The organism is Mycobacterium sp. NPDC048908, assembly GCF_043197955.1.
Lineage (GTDB): Bacteria > Actinomycetota > Actinomycetes > Mycobacteriales > Mycobacteriaceae > Mycobacterium.
In genome coordinates, this window is sequence record NZ_JBICUE010000009.1 from 19,835 (window position 1) to 34,672 (window position 14,838).

At 66.5% G+C, this 14,838-nt stretch carries 20 protein-coding genes; 7 read left to right on the forward strand and 13 right to left on the reverse strand.

From position 1 onward, the window contains the following. Positions 1–7: 7 nt before the first annotated feature. Positions 8–283: a hypothetical protein gene (locus ACGFK1_RS22170; RefSeq protein WP_393434188.1), complete on the forward strand. Its 276-nt coding sequence runs from the start codon at positions 8–10 to the stop codon at positions 281–283. Here the strand turns inward: ACGFK1_RS22170 and ACGFK1_RS22175 are convergent. Then, entirely contained in the window at positions 280–1,173 is an 894-nt protein-coding gene (locus ACGFK1_RS22175; RefSeq protein WP_393434714.1) for a DMT family transporter, read from the reverse strand. The genes ACGFK1_RS22170 and ACGFK1_RS22175 overlap by 4 nt on opposite strands. A gap of 127 nt (positions 1,174–1,300) precedes the next feature. On the opposite strand from ACGFK1_RS22175, the gene ACGFK1_RS22180 reads away from it, so the two are divergent. Next, positions 1,301–1,642, forward strand: a complete 342-nt coding sequence (locus tag ACGFK1_RS22180; protein WP_393434717.1) for an aminopeptidase — start codon at positions 1,301–1,303, stop codon at positions 1,640–1,642. Here ACGFK1_RS22180 and ACGFK1_RS22185 read toward each other — a convergent pair. After that, a complete protein-coding gene (locus ACGFK1_RS22185) occupies positions 1,639–1,914 on the reverse strand; it encodes a hypothetical protein (RefSeq protein WP_393434191.1) in 276 nt (91 codons plus the stop codon). The two genes, ACGFK1_RS22180 and ACGFK1_RS22185, sit on opposite strands and share 4 nt — an antisense overlap. A gap of 56 nt (positions 1,915–1,970) precedes the next feature. Beyond that, a complete protein-coding gene (locus ACGFK1_RS22190; RefSeq protein ID WP_393434194.1) occupies positions 1,971–2,369 on the reverse strand; it encodes a hypothetical protein in 399 nt (132 codons plus the stop codon). 246 nt (positions 2,370–2,615) lie between these two features. On the opposite strand from ACGFK1_RS22190, the gene ACGFK1_RS22195 reads away from it, so the two are divergent. Continuing rightward, on the forward strand, positions 2,616–2,891 hold the full coding sequence (locus ACGFK1_RS22195; protein WP_393434196.1) for a hypothetical protein: 276 nt from the start codon (positions 2,616–2,618) through the stop codon (positions 2,889–2,891). A 34-nt stretch (positions 2,892–2,925) separates the two neighbouring features. Here ACGFK1_RS22195 and ACGFK1_RS22200 read toward each other — a convergent pair whose 3' ends face one another. From ACGFK1_RS22200 to ACGFK1_RS22230, 7 genes are all read right to left on the reverse strand, one after another. Beyond that, positions 2,926–3,567 (reverse strand): TetR/AcrR family transcriptional regulator, encoded by a 642-nt coding sequence (locus tag ACGFK1_RS22200; RefSeq protein ID WP_393434199.1) that lies wholly within the window; start codon positions 3,565–3,567, stop codon positions 2,926–2,928. A gap of 4 nt (positions 3,568–3,571) precedes the next feature. Next, a complete protein-coding gene (locus ACGFK1_RS22205) occupies positions 3,572–4,879 on the reverse strand; it encodes an MFS transporter (protein WP_393434202.1) in 1,308 nt (435 codons plus the stop codon). An 81-nt stretch (positions 4,880–4,960) separates the two neighbouring features. Next, entirely contained in the window at positions 4,961–5,404 is a 444-nt protein-coding gene (locus ACGFK1_RS22210) for a hypothetical protein (RefSeq protein WP_393434204.1), read from the reverse strand. Continuing rightward, positions 5,401–6,690 carry a DUF58 domain-containing protein gene (locus ACGFK1_RS22215; protein WP_393434207.1) on the reverse strand — a complete coding sequence of 430 codons (1,290 nt, stop codon included), beginning with the start codon at positions 6,688–6,690 and terminating at the stop codon, positions 5,401–5,403. Before ACGFK1_RS22215 ends, ACGFK1_RS22210 begins: the two co-directional genes overlap by 4 nt. Positions 6,691–6,694: 4 nt before the next feature. Continuing rightward, complete coding sequence (locus ACGFK1_RS22220) at positions 6,695–7,654, reverse strand: AAA family ATPase (protein ID WP_393434720.1); 960 nt, start codon at positions 7,652–7,654, stop codon at positions 6,695–6,697. An 8-nt stretch (positions 7,655–7,662) separates the two neighbouring features. Then, entirely contained in the window at positions 7,663–8,145 is a 483-nt protein-coding gene (locus tag ACGFK1_RS22225) for a hypothetical protein (protein WP_393434210.1), read from the reverse strand. Next, positions 8,142–9,098, reverse strand: a complete 957-nt coding sequence (locus tag ACGFK1_RS22230; RefSeq protein WP_393434213.1) for a DUF4129 domain-containing protein — start codon at positions 9,096–9,098, stop codon at positions 8,142–8,144. Before ACGFK1_RS22230 ends, ACGFK1_RS22225 begins: the two co-directional genes overlap by 4 nt. 85 nt (positions 9,099–9,183) lie before the next feature. Between ACGFK1_RS22230 and ACGFK1_RS22235 the strand changes: the two genes are divergently transcribed. Then, entirely contained in the window at positions 9,184–9,849 is a 666-nt protein-coding gene (locus tag ACGFK1_RS22235) for a class I SAM-dependent methyltransferase (RefSeq protein ID WP_393434216.1), read from the forward strand. Here the strand turns inward: ACGFK1_RS22235 and ACGFK1_RS22240 are convergent. After that, positions 9,842–10,639, reverse strand: coding sequence for a hypothetical protein (locus ACGFK1_RS22240; protein WP_393434220.1), 798 nt, complete (start codon positions 10,637–10,639; stop codon positions 9,842–9,844). The two genes, ACGFK1_RS22235 and ACGFK1_RS22240, sit on opposite strands and share 8 nt — an antisense overlap. A gap of 43 nt (positions 10,640–10,682) precedes the next feature. On the opposite strand from ACGFK1_RS22240, the gene ACGFK1_RS22245 reads away from it, so the two are divergent. Next, the gene (locus tag ACGFK1_RS22245) at positions 10,683–10,991 is read left to right on the forward strand and encodes a helix-turn-helix transcriptional regulator (RefSeq protein WP_393434723.1); all 309 of its coding nucleotides are present in this window, start codon (positions 10,683–10,685) and stop codon (positions 10,989–10,991) included. Further along, on the forward strand, positions 10,981–11,469 hold the full coding sequence (locus ACGFK1_RS22250) for a hypothetical protein (protein ID WP_393434223.1): 489 nt from the start codon (positions 10,981–10,983) through the stop codon (positions 11,467–11,469). The genes ACGFK1_RS22245 and ACGFK1_RS22250 overlap by 11 nt, the downstream gene beginning before the upstream one ends. Positions 11,470–11,473: 4 nt before the next feature. Here ACGFK1_RS22250 and ACGFK1_RS22255 read toward each other — a convergent pair whose 3' ends face one another. Then, positions 11,474–12,631, reverse strand: coding sequence for an alpha/beta hydrolase (locus ACGFK1_RS22255; RefSeq protein ID WP_393434226.1), 1,158 nt, complete (start codon positions 12,629–12,631; stop codon positions 11,474–11,476). A gap of 42 nt (positions 12,632–12,673) precedes the next feature. On the opposite strand from ACGFK1_RS22255, the gene ACGFK1_RS22260 reads away from it, so the two are divergent. After that, complete coding sequence (locus ACGFK1_RS22260) at positions 12,674–14,575, forward strand: potassium transporter Kup (RefSeq protein ID WP_393434229.1); 1,902 nt, start codon at positions 12,674–12,676, stop codon at positions 14,573–14,575. Here the strand turns inward: ACGFK1_RS22260 and ACGFK1_RS22265 are convergent. Then, the gene (locus ACGFK1_RS22265) at positions 14,572–14,838 is read right to left on the reverse strand and encodes a hypothetical protein (protein ID WP_393434232.1); all 267 of its coding nucleotides are present in this window, start codon (positions 14,836–14,838) and stop codon (positions 14,572–14,574) included. The genes ACGFK1_RS22260 and ACGFK1_RS22265 overlap by 4 nt on opposite strands.

Sequence of the window (14,838 nt, forward strand, 5' to 3'; positions counted from 1 at the left end):
TGCCAACATGCGACACCTATTCGACGTTCGCAACATCATCGGCTCGCTGCTCGGCATCTACGGCATCGTGCTGACCATTGCCGGCTTCGCGCCAGGGTTGCTCGGCGACCACCACAGCAGCGCCACCGACAATCCCGTCGACCTGTACGTGGGCACAGATGCCAACTGGTGGGTGGGTCTGGTGCTGATCGGCGTTTCCGCCGTGTTCATCGGCTGGGCGCTACTGCGCCCCGTCAGGATCACCGAAACAGAACCGGAGCCAACCGAACCCGAGCGGCACTAGCCGCCCCGGCGCGCCACTGCCGCCTCGAGTTGCTCTTCGTAGGCGCCCTCGTCACGACCGAGCGCGATGGTGGCCGCCACCATCGCGATGGTGCTGATCGTGATCAGCGCGGCATCGAGATGGCTGACGTCGAGGTTCTCACCAAGCACCACCGCTCCCAGTAGGACGGCGATCAGGGGCTCCAGCACCAGCATCGTCGGCACCGAGGTCTGCAATGAACCGGCGTGGAACGCAGATTGCTGCAAGAACGTAGCGAATACCGCGATCAGCACCAGCAGGTACGGCACCGGGGTGAGCAGCAGCGGACGTACGCCTTCGTGGATCAGCACATGCATCAGCAGCTTGGTCAGCACCGCGACGACGCCGAACAGCACGCCGACCGCCAACGCCAGCAGCACCGCGCGTTTCCATCCCAACGTGCGGGTGGCGACGATGACGCACGCGCATACCGCCGCCATGCAGATCACCGCGACCAACGCCGACAACGGCAGCGATGCCTCGTAGTCACCGGGCCTGGCCTTGGCCAAGACCACGAACACCGCAAGGGCGAGGGTCAACACCACCGCCCATGCCCATTCGCCGCGCGTGACGCGCCTGCGGGCCAGCCGTGCGCTGAGCGGCAACGCGAACAGCAGCGCGGAAACCAGGATCGGCTGCACCAGCAGCAGGGAGCCCTTTGCGAGGGCCAGCGCCTGGAAGACGTAGCCGGCGACGGCTGCGCCTGTGCCCGCCCACCACAGCGGACGACGCAGCAGGGTCAAGAACATCACCGAGCTCACACCGTGTTCCTGGGGCACATCCATCGTGGCGCGCTGACGCACCACGATGCCGATCGCCAAGAAAACAGCGGCAAGTACGGCGCACACCACCGTCAGACCATGGCCTACCAAAGCGTCGAGCTCCTTTCGGGCCACGGCCACCACACCAGACAAGAACAACATATTCGTCCAGGCGCCTCGAGCGCGAGGCGATCTCGACATGGTTTCGAACATGCCTGGCCCGGGCATAGAACCGCACATGAACGTGCGACGGTTGATTTTGCTGGTGGGTGCGGTTGTGCTTGTCGTCGGTGTGATCGGCCTGCTGATGCCGGTATCGGTGCCCGGCCCCGACAACGGCAGCATCGGGTGCGGCAACGCGCTGGCTCAGGACTCCTCGGCAGCACAGCAAGCCGACAACCAGAACCCGGCGAACCTGCCGATCATCAACCAGGTCGTCCCGCACACCAATTACACCGCTCAATGCGAGTCGGCCGTCTCGGGGAGGCGCGCGTGGACGATTCCGGTCGCGATCGTCGGCCTCGTGGTGCTCGCAGGATCCTTCTTCGTCGGCGGTAGGACGGGCGCCCGAACCCCCTAGCTGGCTTCGCGCCCGCCGACCAGATGCAGATGGGGCTCCCGCGGTTCGTCGGGGGCAAGCCGGTCGTTGACCCGCTCGACCACCGAGTCCACCCGGTTCACGGCGCGGTCGCAAAGGTCGCGTACCCGTTCGCCCGCCGCGTCCACATCGTCGGCTGCGCTGAGCAGGTAGGCCCTGACGTTGACGCGTAACCGTTCTCCCGCACCGCGTACCCGACGGCGTAGCCGGTCGTCGATCTCGACGGTGACGTAGGGCAACACCTGAAGCTTCATACGCCTCCCCTTCGTGGATGCCTGGCCTAAGACTACTGGGCATCCAATACCGCGGGTCAGCCTCCTGCGGCGGCCTTGGCCTGGTCCTCCTGCGCCTTGGCGATGGCGGCCCTGCCCTCCGGGCTGGCCGCCGAATTGCCGGGGTCCTTCGCGGTCGCCACGGTGGCATTGCAATTCAGGTACACCAGCACCGTGTCGGTCACGGGAGAGAAGTCGTCGCCCTTGAGCCATGGGGCGGACTGCGAGTGGCTGACGATGCAATCGTCATCGGCGAGCGTGTCTCCGGCCCTGCTCGCGATCACGGCCTTCTTGCCCGCATCGCTGATCGCCTTCGACGCGTCGGCGTACGTCTGGCCGCTGTAGTCGTCGGCGACGGCGACGCCCGACCCGAAGAACGCCATCGACACTGCTGTCGCACTGACAGCGGCGAACCCGTAGACGCCGACCTTCTTCATGTTCGCCCTCCGTGTGATGTACCTGTGGTTGTGCTTCCGGGACACTGAGTGTCTGGTGCACAGGACGTTAGAGTTGCGGGCTGGCAGGACGCTGGTAAGAAATAGGCAACTTGCTGCCAATTCCACGTCGCCCTTGACACCAGATGGCGGGTTGGACCACCGGGTCTGGCCAGCTGGCGATTTACGCGTTGACTAGCCCCTTTTTTGGACGATATAGTTCAATTCTCTATACAGATAGGACACAGCATGATGTCTGGCCGTACGGCTCGTCGCCTCGCCGCCACCGCGGCCATGGGCGCCACCATCGGGATGGGCGCACTGACTGCCTGTGGCGAGGGCGAGAAGGCACCCGAGACCACCACGCCAACCACCACGACGACCACCAGCGCAACGACGCCGGCCCCCGCGCCCGCACCGACGGAGAAGTCGATCAACCCCACCGGCGGCAACCTGTTCACGCCTCCGGTCAAGGCACCGTCCGCGCCGACGGCTATTCCCGGCAACAAAGAGAACACCGGATAGGAACGCCTAGTCCAATTCGCGGCCGCCGGTACCGTCAGCGCAGTGCTGTCCCGGCGGTCGCGTAGGACGCGACATGGCCGATGGCCATGTTCAGCGCCGCCTGCATGAGTCGGGGATCCCGCCCGGTCTGCGACAGCAGGTAACCGCCCTCCACGGCCGCGAGTAGTCCTGTGGCAAGGGATTTCACGTCGATATCCGCGACGAGCACACCGTTGTCGCGCATCCGCGCCAACGCCGCTCCCAGCAGCCCGCGCCACTCTGTGAAGTGCTCGGCCAGCGACGCCCGTGCCTTGTCATCGGTGTCGGACAATTCGGCGGCGAGAGAACCGAGTTCGCAACCCCATAGCCCTCGCCGCAGCGCACACCGTTGCACCATCGCGTCACGCCAGTTGTACAGCCCGCGAAACGAATCGACCTTCTCCAACCGAAGCCGCTGCCACGACAAAATCTCGTCGGCGCGCATCATGATGACCTCGTACACCAATTCCGATTTGTCGTCGAAGTGTTGGTAGAACTGAGATTTACTGGTCGCGCTGGCCGCCAGCACGTCATCGATCGTGGTGGCCGCGACGCCCTGCACATGCATCAACTCGGCGGCCGCAAGGACGATCCGGTTGCGGGTGGCCGCGCCGCGAGATGTCAGCTTGGGCCGCGTCGCGGGATCGGTCTGCGGCACCCACTCACTGTAACCCCGCCGATTGGAACGTTTGGTCCGATATGCGGTGTGAAAGCGGTCGGTTTGCGGTCTCCCTGATGGTCAGGATCGCCACCAGCGATACGACCGCGGCCACCACGACGTAGAACGCGGGCGCGGCGTCGTTCCCCGTCTCAGCGGTCAGCCAGGTGACCACATACGGTGTCGTGCCGCCGAACGCGGCGACGCAGATGTTGTACCCGATGGAGAAGCCGCTGTAGCGGATCCGGGTGGCGAACAGCTCGACCCCCGCGGCGACCGCCACCGACGCGTACACCGCCTCGATCGCGGCCAGCCCGCAGTGCGCAACCATCGCCGCCCCCAGCGATCCGGAGTCGAGCAGCAGGAACAGCGGATAGCCGAGCAGGGCGAACGCCGCCGAGCCCGCGAGCAAGATGGGCCGTCGACCGATCCGGTCCGACAGCGCGGCCAGCGGAAGGATGAGGATCAGCGCCACCAGGCTGGCCAGCGTGATCGAGGCGAACGCGCTGATCTTGGAGAAGTGCAGCGTCTTGATGAAGTAGGTCGGCAGGAACGCGAACACCACGTAGTAGCCGACGTTGAAGATGATCATCAGCCCGATCACCTGCAGGATCGGCCGCCGTCCCGTGCCGACCGCCTCTTTCAGCGGTGACTTCGCGACCTGGTCCGCCCTGCTGAGTTCGGCGAACTGGGGGGTGTCGGCCAGCCGCAGCCGGACGTACAGCCCGACGAGCCCAAGCGGCCCGGCGAGCAGGAAGGGGATGCGCCAGCCGTAGCTCTCCATCGCGGCGGCGGGCAGCAGCGCCTGCAGCAATGTCACGGTCACCGAGCCGACCAGGAATCCGAGCACACCTGACCACACCACGAACGTGACCGTCAGGCCGCGACGTCTGTCTGACGCGAACTCGGCCAGATACACCGCGCCGCCGCCGTATTCACCGCCTGCCGAGAAGCCCTGCAGACAACGCAGTAACAACAGCAGCAGCGGCGCGGCGACGCCGATGGTGGCGTACGTCGGTAGCAGCCCGATGCCCAGTGTGGCGATGGACATCAGCAGGATGACGACGGCAAGCACCCGTTGTCTGCCGACCCGGTCACCGAGTGGTCCGAACACGAATCCGCCGAGGGGCCGCATGAAGAATGCCGCCGCAAAGATCGCGAAGGTGTTCAGCAGCGCCGCTGTTTCGTTTCCCGACGGGAAGAAGTTGGCGGCGATGAACGTGGCCAGCAACCCGTAGATGGCGAAGTCGAACCACTCGACGGCGTTGCCGATCGACGCACCGGTCACGGCCTTGCGAACACCTTGTGGCACGGCGGCCTCCCCGAAAGTAAGCGCCCCGCTTAGCATTTCGCTCACGGAAGCGTAGGTCACCTCCCTGTCAAGATAATCGGCTCAGGTCGTCCAGTACGGCCGGGTCATCAAGACGAATACCGCCAACACCGCCAGTGGTGCCAGCAACGGGACCCACGGCAACTGGAACGGGAGCGACGCGGCCGCCAACCCCGCCGCGGTAAAGCCTAGGGCACCAAGGACACTCGGTGTGCCGACCGTAGCGGTGTGCCGAAGCAGCAGATATGCCGCCGCGCACAACCCTGACGTGGCGGCCAGCAGTGGGGGTGCGTCGGCGAGCACGGTGACCGCGACGGTAGCCAGCACGGCGACGACGGCGGCGGGGCGAAACACGCTGCCGATCAACACCGCGGCCGCCGCCGCGGTCGCCGCGAACAAGGCCGGTCTGTCGGCCTGCATCGCGGCCGACGCCACCATCAGGAAGCCTAACGCCGTCGGGACGGCGCGGGTGGCAAACGCCGTCGGGACGGCGCGGGTGGCGGTCACCTCAGCACCGCGCCCCTGCGCACCGACCGGCGGCGGTCGGGCACCAACTGCATCGCCTGGTCCAGGGCGCTGTCGCCGTGCCACGCCACCACATCGACGCCTATGGTTCGCATATCGCGGTACATGAACGACCGCTGCAGCGACCACATCCTGCCCACCAACGCATCGCGGTCGTCCTCGAACGGCGCGCCCTCCAACACGTCGACCGCCACCACGGTGTGGCCGCGCTTGCGCAAATCGATCAGCGCGAGGGCGAATTCGGTGTCCAGCAGGGTGGAGAACGCGACGACGATCGCGCCTGGAGGGACCGCTGCCAGAGGCGCGAGTGTGCCCGGCGTGTCCTCGAATCCGTCACCCGCGGTCAGCATGGCATCCAGAATGCGATAGAACTGCCTGCGCCCGATGTCGGCGCCCAACCAGCGCGGGTGTCGGTCGCCGAGCACGACGAGGCCTGCACGGTCACCGCCGCGCAACGCGCTCTGCACCACCTGGACGGCGCCACGCGCGATGCGGTCGGTCGCGGTGGTGGCCGGCCCCGGCGGTTGGGGGTAGCCGTCGATCATCACCACGACGTCGGCGGCGCGGTCGGTCAGTCGCTGCGTCACGTGCAGGCTTCCCCGCCGAGCGCTCACCGGCCAGTTGACGGTGCGCAGCTGGTCACCCGGCACGTACCGCCGAACGTCGGCGTATTCGACACCCGGCCCGATGTGCCGGGTCAGGTGGGTGCCGAGACGGTCGAGCAATTCGGTACGCGGAATCGCGGTCGCCTGCGGCGAGGCCAGCGGGAACACGAACACATGCGCGGCGTCGACACGGCCGGTACCGAGCAGAAGACCGCCGCGGGCAACGACATTCACACGCGCGATGATCGGATAGCGGCCCCACCTGTCGGCCGCGGCGATCACAATCTGACGCTGCCCCGAGTCGATGCTCTCCAGCCGCATGCCGTCGGGCGACTCGAGACGCAGATCGATGGTGAAGCCCGTGCTTTCAATGCCTTCACCGCCTTCACTGCTCTTGCCGGTGGCCCATATTTGTAGTTGCGTCTCCTCGGCCTCGAAGCACCGCTGTGCCGACGGATCCGCATGCACATGCACCGTCGGCACCCCGCGTTGCCAACCGATCGACACGAGCACACCGACCAGCGGCGCCGCGAACGCGACCAGTTGCCAGTAGCCGCCTATCACCGCCACCGCCAGCGCCGCCGTCGCACATGTCACCAGCGAACGGGTCAAAGCCGATGGCCGCCAGCGCAACTCGACTTCGGTGGCGCGGGTTTCGATCACTTGGTCAGGCCTTCGCCCTTGGCACCGGCAACCGGCGCAGCAGTTCCTCGACCACGTCGGAGCCGTGCACACGGCGCACCCACATCTCCGGGCGCAGGCTGATCCGGTGCGCCATGGCCGGGACGGCCAGCGATTTGACGTCCTCGGGTATCACGTAGTCCCTTCCCAACAACAGCGCCCTCGCGCGGGACAACTGCATCAGGTCGAGTTCTGCGCGCGGGCTGGCGCCGACGGCCACCTGCGGGTGCTGGCGCGTCGCGGTCGCCAGCGACACCACGTAGCGCAACACGTCGTCGTGCACCGTCACTTGTTCCACCGACTCGCGCATGGCGAGAAGGTCGTGCGCGTCGACCACCTGTTGCACGCTCGGTTGTGCGGAGCCACGGTCAAGGCGCCGCCGCAGCATCGAGGCCTCCTCCTGCTCGGTCAGATACCGCAATTCGAGGCGGATCGCGAAGCGGTCGAGTTGCGCCTCGGGCAGCGGATAGGTGCCCTCGTACTCGATCGGGTTGTCGGTGGCCAACACGATGAACGGAGCGGGAAGTCGGTGAGTGACGCCATCGATGCTGACCTGGCCCTCGGCCATCGCCTCCAGCAGTGCGGCCTGCGTCTTCGGCGGCGTGCGGTTGATCTCGTCGGCGAGAAGGAGGTTGGTGAAAATGGGTCCCCTGCGGAATTCGAAACGGCCCGACTGCATGTCGTAGACCGTGGAGCCGAGAAGGTCGGCAGGCAGTAGGTCAGGGGTGAACTGCACACGGGTGAACTCCAGCCCCAGCGCCGCCGCAAAGGACCTGGCGATCAGGGTCTTGCCGAGGCCGGGCAGATCCTCGATCAGTACATGTCCGCCCGCGAGCACTGTGGTGAGGATGAGGGCGAGCGCGCCACGCTTGCCGACGACCACCTGGCCGATCTCGTCGAGCACCGCCTCGCAGTGCGCGGTGGTGGCGGCCGCAGGCAGTCCCATGTTCGCCGTCATACTTGCTCCAACCGTCGCAGGATCTCGTCGAGCGCGGCACGGCCGGGGCCGGGTTCGCTGTCGCCGGTGTGCGATACATTTTGCGGGTCTACCCACGCCCACAACTCCGCGCCGAACAGCATGGTGCCGGTGGCGCGAAACGCATTGCGATTTCTGGTCTGTCGTTGCCCGGTGGCCAATTCGAACTGCCGCGCCAACATCGGGCGCAGATGCCGATCCCAATCTCTGCGTGTGGTTTCCGACCTGCTCACCAAGGTTTCGGTCCTGGACAGCCAGCGGCGCAACGACTCGGCGGCGTCGTTGGTCACCGCGCAGTCGTCGTAACTCGACTCGCGGACGAGGGAGACGCGCAACGCCAGAAGCACCACCGCCACGATGACGCCGACGACGGCCAACACCCAATCGCGGTCCAGCACCGCGACCGCCATCACCTCTACCGAGACAACGATGAAAAGCGCGGCGACGACGAGTTTTTTCACGCCATGCTCCGCAGGTCGGCGAGGACGAGTCTCAGCGCGTCGACCGCGTCGTCCCGGTGGCTCTCGTTCATCACGTGTGGGGAGAACCGCGCCTCCTCGAACAACTCGACCAGTCGGGTCGCGCTGTCAGCGTTGAGGGCATGGCGCCCGACCGCGCGAGCCAGCACCTCCGACGGGGTATCGCAGTCGAGAGGAGCGGCGCCGGGCACGTGGGTGAGTTCACGCTCCATCGCGGCGTAACACGCGATGATCGCCTCACGTGGTTCACGGCTGAGGTCACCGATCTCGGCGAGCCCGACTTCTGCTGCGCGCGCCAGTGATTCGGCCGCGCCGGGCGACGCAGCGCCGTCGGGCACGGTCTCGGCAGCACCCCATGACGCCGTGGGGTGGCGCTGGCGGCGGGACACGATGACGGTCCCGACGACGATCAACACCATCAGGATCACCATCGGCGGAACGAGGTATCCGATGACGCCGGGCCCCCCGCTGTCGGGTGAATCAGGCTGCGGGAGTGGGGGGTTGGGTGTCGGCGCCGGAATGCCCGGATCGGCGGCCGTGGGCGTACCGGCCGGCGCTTGGTCCGCGTGCTCGCCAGGACTCAGTTGCGTCAGCGTCATCACCAGCAGAAGCCACGCGATGATCACGGCCAGTGCGATCAGTGAGAACCGCCACGTCGGTCGGCCCATGGTGCCGCGGCTGAGCGGCAGCGCTGCCGGGCCCGGACGCCGTGCCTCGCCGGCGCGCAGGCGCGCCACGATCGCGAATCCGATGATCCCGACCGACACGCACAGCAGGGCGACATCGACGATCAATGCGGCAGGACTGCCCGGCGGCCGCTGGCGGTCGGTCGCCGGTTCATCGCCTGGCAGATAGCCGCGCAACGCCCACGCGGTGACGAACAACAGCGTGAGGACCGCGACCACTCGCGCCGTCGACTTCTCCATAACTGCCATCGGCTCACCAATCAGCTTGGCTTGGTCCCATCCTGCCTTCAGGTAGACCCCCGCGGCGCACGTTTCGGAGGCTATCTTTGGCCCGGTGACCAGCACGCTGCAGGACGCCCGGGTGGCGTCCGCCCTAGATCGGATGTACGCCGAGTCCACCGAACAGTTCGCCCAGCTGAGGGAACGGTCCGGTGACTTCGAGCGGCTTGCCGACGCAAGCCCACAGGAACGCGCCGACGCCTTCAGCGACTTCTACCTGCCCGTGACGCCCGAAGCCGGCCGACTGCTGTACGCGCTGGTGCGCGCGTCGCGGCCGAGCACCGTCGTCGAGTTCGGCATGTCGCTGGGAATATCGGCCATCCACCTGGCCTCCGCGGTGCGCGACAACGGCAGTGGCCGCCTCGTCACGACGGAGCTCAGCGCCACAAAGGTCGCGACCGCCAAGGAGACGTTCGTCGCAACGGGTCTCGACGACCTGATCACCGTGCTCGAAGGCGATGCGCTGCAGACCTTGGTCGGCATCGACGGCCCGGTCGAGTTCGTCCTGCTCGACGGCTGGAAGGAGCTGTATCTCCCGGTGGCCAAGCTGCTCGAGCCCAAGTTGTCGGCTGGTGCACTGATCGTCGCGGACAACACCTCGATGGACGACACCAAGCCCTACCTGGACCATGTCCGCGACCCCGGCAACGGCTATGTCAGCGTGAACTTTCCGGTCCGCGAGGGTGACAGCATGGAAATCAGTTGCCGCGCGGTCACTTAGAGTTCAGCTGCGCCTTGGCTTTTTTGACCGCGGCCGCCGCATCGCGGCTGGCCTGCTTGCCCTTGTCGTAGGCGTCTTCGGCGCCGGCCAACCCGTCCTCAGCATCCTTGAGTCGCCTGCGCGCATCGTCACGGCGCAGCCTCGCGGTGGCGAGATCGGACTGCAGTTCGGCCAGCGCCGCGTCCGCGTCGGCCTTCGCGCGCTCGGCAGCGGCCAATGCGGCCCGTGCCTTCTGGCGTTCCCTGTCGTCGCGCTTGTCCTCGCGCTTCGGCGGGGCCGCGACCTTCTCACTGGCCGGTTTGCGTGTCGGCGTGAAAACGATTGCGGTGTCGCCGAATTCGCCAAATCCGGACCACTGCTCAGCCTTGGTCAACCTGCCGAGGCGGCCGGCCACGTCGGGGTCGGCGATCGCGGCCTGCAGGGTTCCGGTCACGTCCTCGCGTAGCGCGGCGGTGGGGTTCGCGAGTTCAGCCTCCTCGAAGGCGGCCCGCGCCACGTCGTCGACGAGGCGGCGCTGTTCACGGGACAACTCGCGGATGCGGTCGCCAGCCATTGCCGAATGGGCGTCTTTCAGGCGTTCGCCCAGATTCGCCAGACGTGTCCTGGTGTCGTGCTCGCGGATCGCCAGTCGGTTGACGACCCATGCCGCCGTCGTCGGTTTGCGTGCCGCGGATATGGCCGTGGCCGCGTCGGTGTCCCCGCGCTTCTTCGCCGCTGCGGCCAGCTTCGTGCGCAGCGCGGTGAACTCATCGGGCTTGGCCTCGTAAAGCTCGTCGAGTGCGTCGGCCATCCAGGTATGATAACAGAACTGTTATACTCGGGGCGTGGGCGCGATGGGTGGCAATCTGATTCGCGAAGCTCGCAGAAGGGCCGGGCTGACGCAGGCGGAACTGGCGGAGGTGGCGGGCACATCGCAGTCCGGAATCGCCCGCTGGGAGTCCGGCCGCACCTCGGTCAGCCTCGACGACGTCATCCGCCTCGTCCGGCTGTGCGGGTTCGACCTCGAGTTGATGCTGATGCCGCACGATGACAGCGATATGGCGCAGGCGACGCGGCTGGCCGGCCTGACCGGGCAGGAACGCATCGACAGGCACGCCCGGCTCGCCAGGCAGTTGAGCGGGCTGCGCAAGCATGGAACTTGACCTCGCGCGGCTGCTCGACACGCTGCACCGGTACAAAGTCACCTACGTGTTGATCGGCGGCCTCGCCGCGGTGTATCACGGGTCGCCGTTTCCCACCGAGGACGCTGACATCACACCGCAGGCGGACCGGCGCAACCTGCAGCACCTCGCCGCGGCGCTCACCGCGCTCGATGCGCGCATCCGCACCGATTCCGAGCCGGCCGGGGTGCCCTTCCGGTGCGACGCCGAATGGTTGGCGACCTGCAAGACGGTCAACCTGACCACCGCGGCCGGGGATCTGGACCTCACCTTCGAGCCCGCGGGCACCGCGGGCTATGAGGATCTACGGCGCGACGCCACCCGAGCCGAGTTGTACGGCGTCACAGTGCAGATCGCGTCCCTGGCGGATGTGATCCGATCCAAGCAGGCGGCGAATCGGCCGAAGGATCAACGTGTGCTGTCGACGCTGCGCGCGATCCTGGCGCAACGCCCGATTTGACGGCTCACGGCGCCTGGCCGTGGTCGCGCAGCCATCGCGCGGTGATCTGCCGGTACGCCTGCTCGCCGATGCTGCCGCGGCGGCCGTCGAAAACATGGTCGGCGTACGGCACGGTGACCAGTTCGACCTCGACGCCGGCGCCCCTGGCCCGATCGACGAACCGGTAGGTGCCGTCGATAGGCACCAGATGGTCGGCCTCGCCGAGGATGACAAGCGTCGGCGGCGCTGCCGCCGTGAGGTGGCTGTCGGAGGAGATGCGGGCGTACCGGTCAGGAAACTGTTGCGGTGAGCCGCCGGCGTAGGCGCCCACCATGCCGCGTGCGATGCCACCCAGTGCCGCATCGGGGTTGTCGTACAGACCGGCAGCATCGACGACGGGATACATCGCCGACACCGCCGCGACCTTCGGCATCGTGCCGCCACATGACGACCGCAGTCGACCCGACGCGGCAAGATAGCTGGTGTTGATCGCGAGATTTCCGCCCGCGGAGTGGCCCGACATCGACAGCCGCGCCGGATCGCCGCCGTACTTGGCCGCATTGGCGACGATCCAGCCCAAGGCACAGCCGATCTGCTGCTGGGTCACGTCCCACAGATGCCGGTCTGCGGCGGACAGGGTGTAGCCGACGCTGATCACCAGCCAACCCCGCTCTGCCAGCCAGCGCAGCGCGGTGCTGCGGGACGCTAGATCACCTGCGACCCAGCCGCCTCCGTGAACGTAGACGAGAATCGGTGCAGGCGTAGGGGATTGGCGCGGCCGGTAGATGCTCAGCGGAATCGGCAGGCCCTGATACATCCCGTATGTCGCCTCTTCGTCGGGTGCGGCGTATTCGGGCACTCCGACGCCGAACGTGTCGATCACATTGATGTCGGCGCCGGCACGCTGTACCGCCGCGATCATCCTGGCATCGATGACCACCGCACCCGCGACGGTCATCGCTGCGACCACAGCGATCGCGGCTCCGATGCGACCACGCCGCATCCGCCAGTGGATCCCCGCGAGCACACCACCGACCGCACCGGCCAGCATCAGCCATGGCAGGTACCACGGCACGAACGCGGTGGCCAAGCCCAGGTAGGGCACGCGGTAGAGGAAGGTGCCCAGCATCCCGGCGGCGGCGGGCAGCACCAGCAATGCCGCGACGACGATCACAACAGGCACGATTCATCCTGCCCGACAGCCGAGGATGCAACGATGTGACCCGTGGACAGTCGTCGAGGTCTTCGCCCCACGATCGTGATCGGCGCGTTGGGCGTGGTGTTCGGCGACATCGGCACCAGCCCCATCTACACCCTCCAGACCGTGTTCAATCCCGGTGACCCACACCCCGTGCCGATCTCCACCGCCAACGTGTACGGCGTCGTGTCGACCATCTTCTGGTCGGTGATGATCATCGTCACGCTGACCTACATCACGCTGGTGATGCGCGCCGACAACAACGGCGAGGGCGGCATCATGGCGCTGATCACGCTGCTGCGCAGATGGTCGGGCCAGCGGGGGCGCCGAACCGCGATGGTGCTGGCTGCACTCGGGCTGTTCGGTGCCTCACTGTTCTTCGGCGACAGCATGATCACACCGGCCATCTCGGTACTCTCCGCCGTCGAGGGGCTCAAGGTCATCGAGCCAGACTTCAAGGATTTCGTCGTGCCCATCACCGCGGTGATCATCGTCGGGCTGTTCGCCGTTCAGCGACACGGCACCGCGGTGGTCGGCCGGTTCTTCGGACCGGTGATGATCGCATGGTTCGTCGCGATCGGCGCGTGCGGTGCCAACGGAATCATCGACAACCCGGAGATCCTCAAGGCGTTGTCGCCGGCCTACGCGGCCACATTCTTGTTGAGCCACTTCCACATTGCGTTCTTCTCGCTCGCGGCGATCGTATTGTCGGTCACCGGTGCCGAGGCGCTGTACGCCGACATGGGTCACTTCGGCCGCAAGGCCATCACATTCGGCTGGCTGGGCCTCGTGTTGCCGGCCTGCACGCTGAGCTACTTCGGCCAGGGCGCGCTGGTGCTCGCCGACCAGTCGAAGGTCAGCGCGCCGTTTTTTCTGCTCACTCCAAAGTGGGCCCTAGTTCCGATGGTGCTGCTGGCGACGGCGGCGACGGTCATCGCGTCGCAGGCGGTGATCACGGGCGCCTTCTCGGTGGCGTCGCAGGCGGCTCGGCTGGGCTACCTGCCGCGGCTGCGCATCGAGCACACGTCGGCATCGACGATCGGCCAGATCTATGTGCCGTGGATCAACGGCGTGCTGCTGGTGATGGTGCTGATCCTCGTTTTTGCGTTCCGCAGTTCGGCCGCACTGGGTTACGCCTACGGCATGGCGGTGACGGGCACCATCACCATCGTGGCCGCGCTGTTCTTCTACTACGCCCGCACCAAGTGGAGTTGGCCGCTGTGGTTCGTGCTCAGCGTCGGCGGCTTCGTGCTGCTGGTGGATCTGACGTTCTTCGCGGCCAACATGACCAAGCTGGTGCATGGCGCCTGGCTGCCACTACTCATCGCGGCAGTCGCGTTCACCGTGATGACCACGTGGCAGCAGGGCCGCGAAATCGTCACGCGGGCAAGGGAGAAGGCCGAGGGGCCACTGCGGGAATTCATCGACAGCCTGCGCGACTGCAAACCGCCGTTGGTGCGAATGGCGGGCACCGCCGTGTTCCTCAATCGCGGCAACGAGACAGCGCCGCTGGCGATGCGGGCCAACGTCGAGCACAACCGCGTGCTGCATCGGCATGTGGTGATTCTGTCGGTCGACACGGTGCCGGTGCCCCGACTGCTTGACGACGAGCGGATCACGATCGACGAACTCGGCTACAAGCGCGACGGCATCATCCACGTCAGCGCCTCCTACGGATACATGGAACGACCGAACATCCCGCACGCGCTGACCCTGCTCGACCCGGCCCGCACCGAAGGTCACATCGATGTCGACACGGCGTCGTATTTCCTGTCGAAGCTCGAATTGGTGAGCGGCGACGAACCCACCATGGCTCCGTGGCGCAAACGGTTGTTCATCGCGACGTCTTACATAACCGCCGATGCCGCCGCGTATTTCAGCCTGCCGCTGGATCGGACCGTGGTCATCGGGTCGCGCATCGAGGTCTAAGAGTCGTCGTCGTCCTTCTCGTCGGCGTCTTTCTCGTCGCCCTTATCCTCGTCCTTCTCGTCGGCGTCCTTATCGTCGCCCTTCTTATCTTTCTTCTTCCCGGTCGCGCCGAGTTCGATCGTGGCCCAGTGCCCTGGGGAGACCAGAACCGACCAGCCACCGTCACCGCGGCCCAGCTTGAGGACACCGTCATCGATTTCCCACTTGGTGTCGTCGTCGTAGGTGTCTTCTTGTCCATCGATGTATGTGAGTTTGAAGGCCAT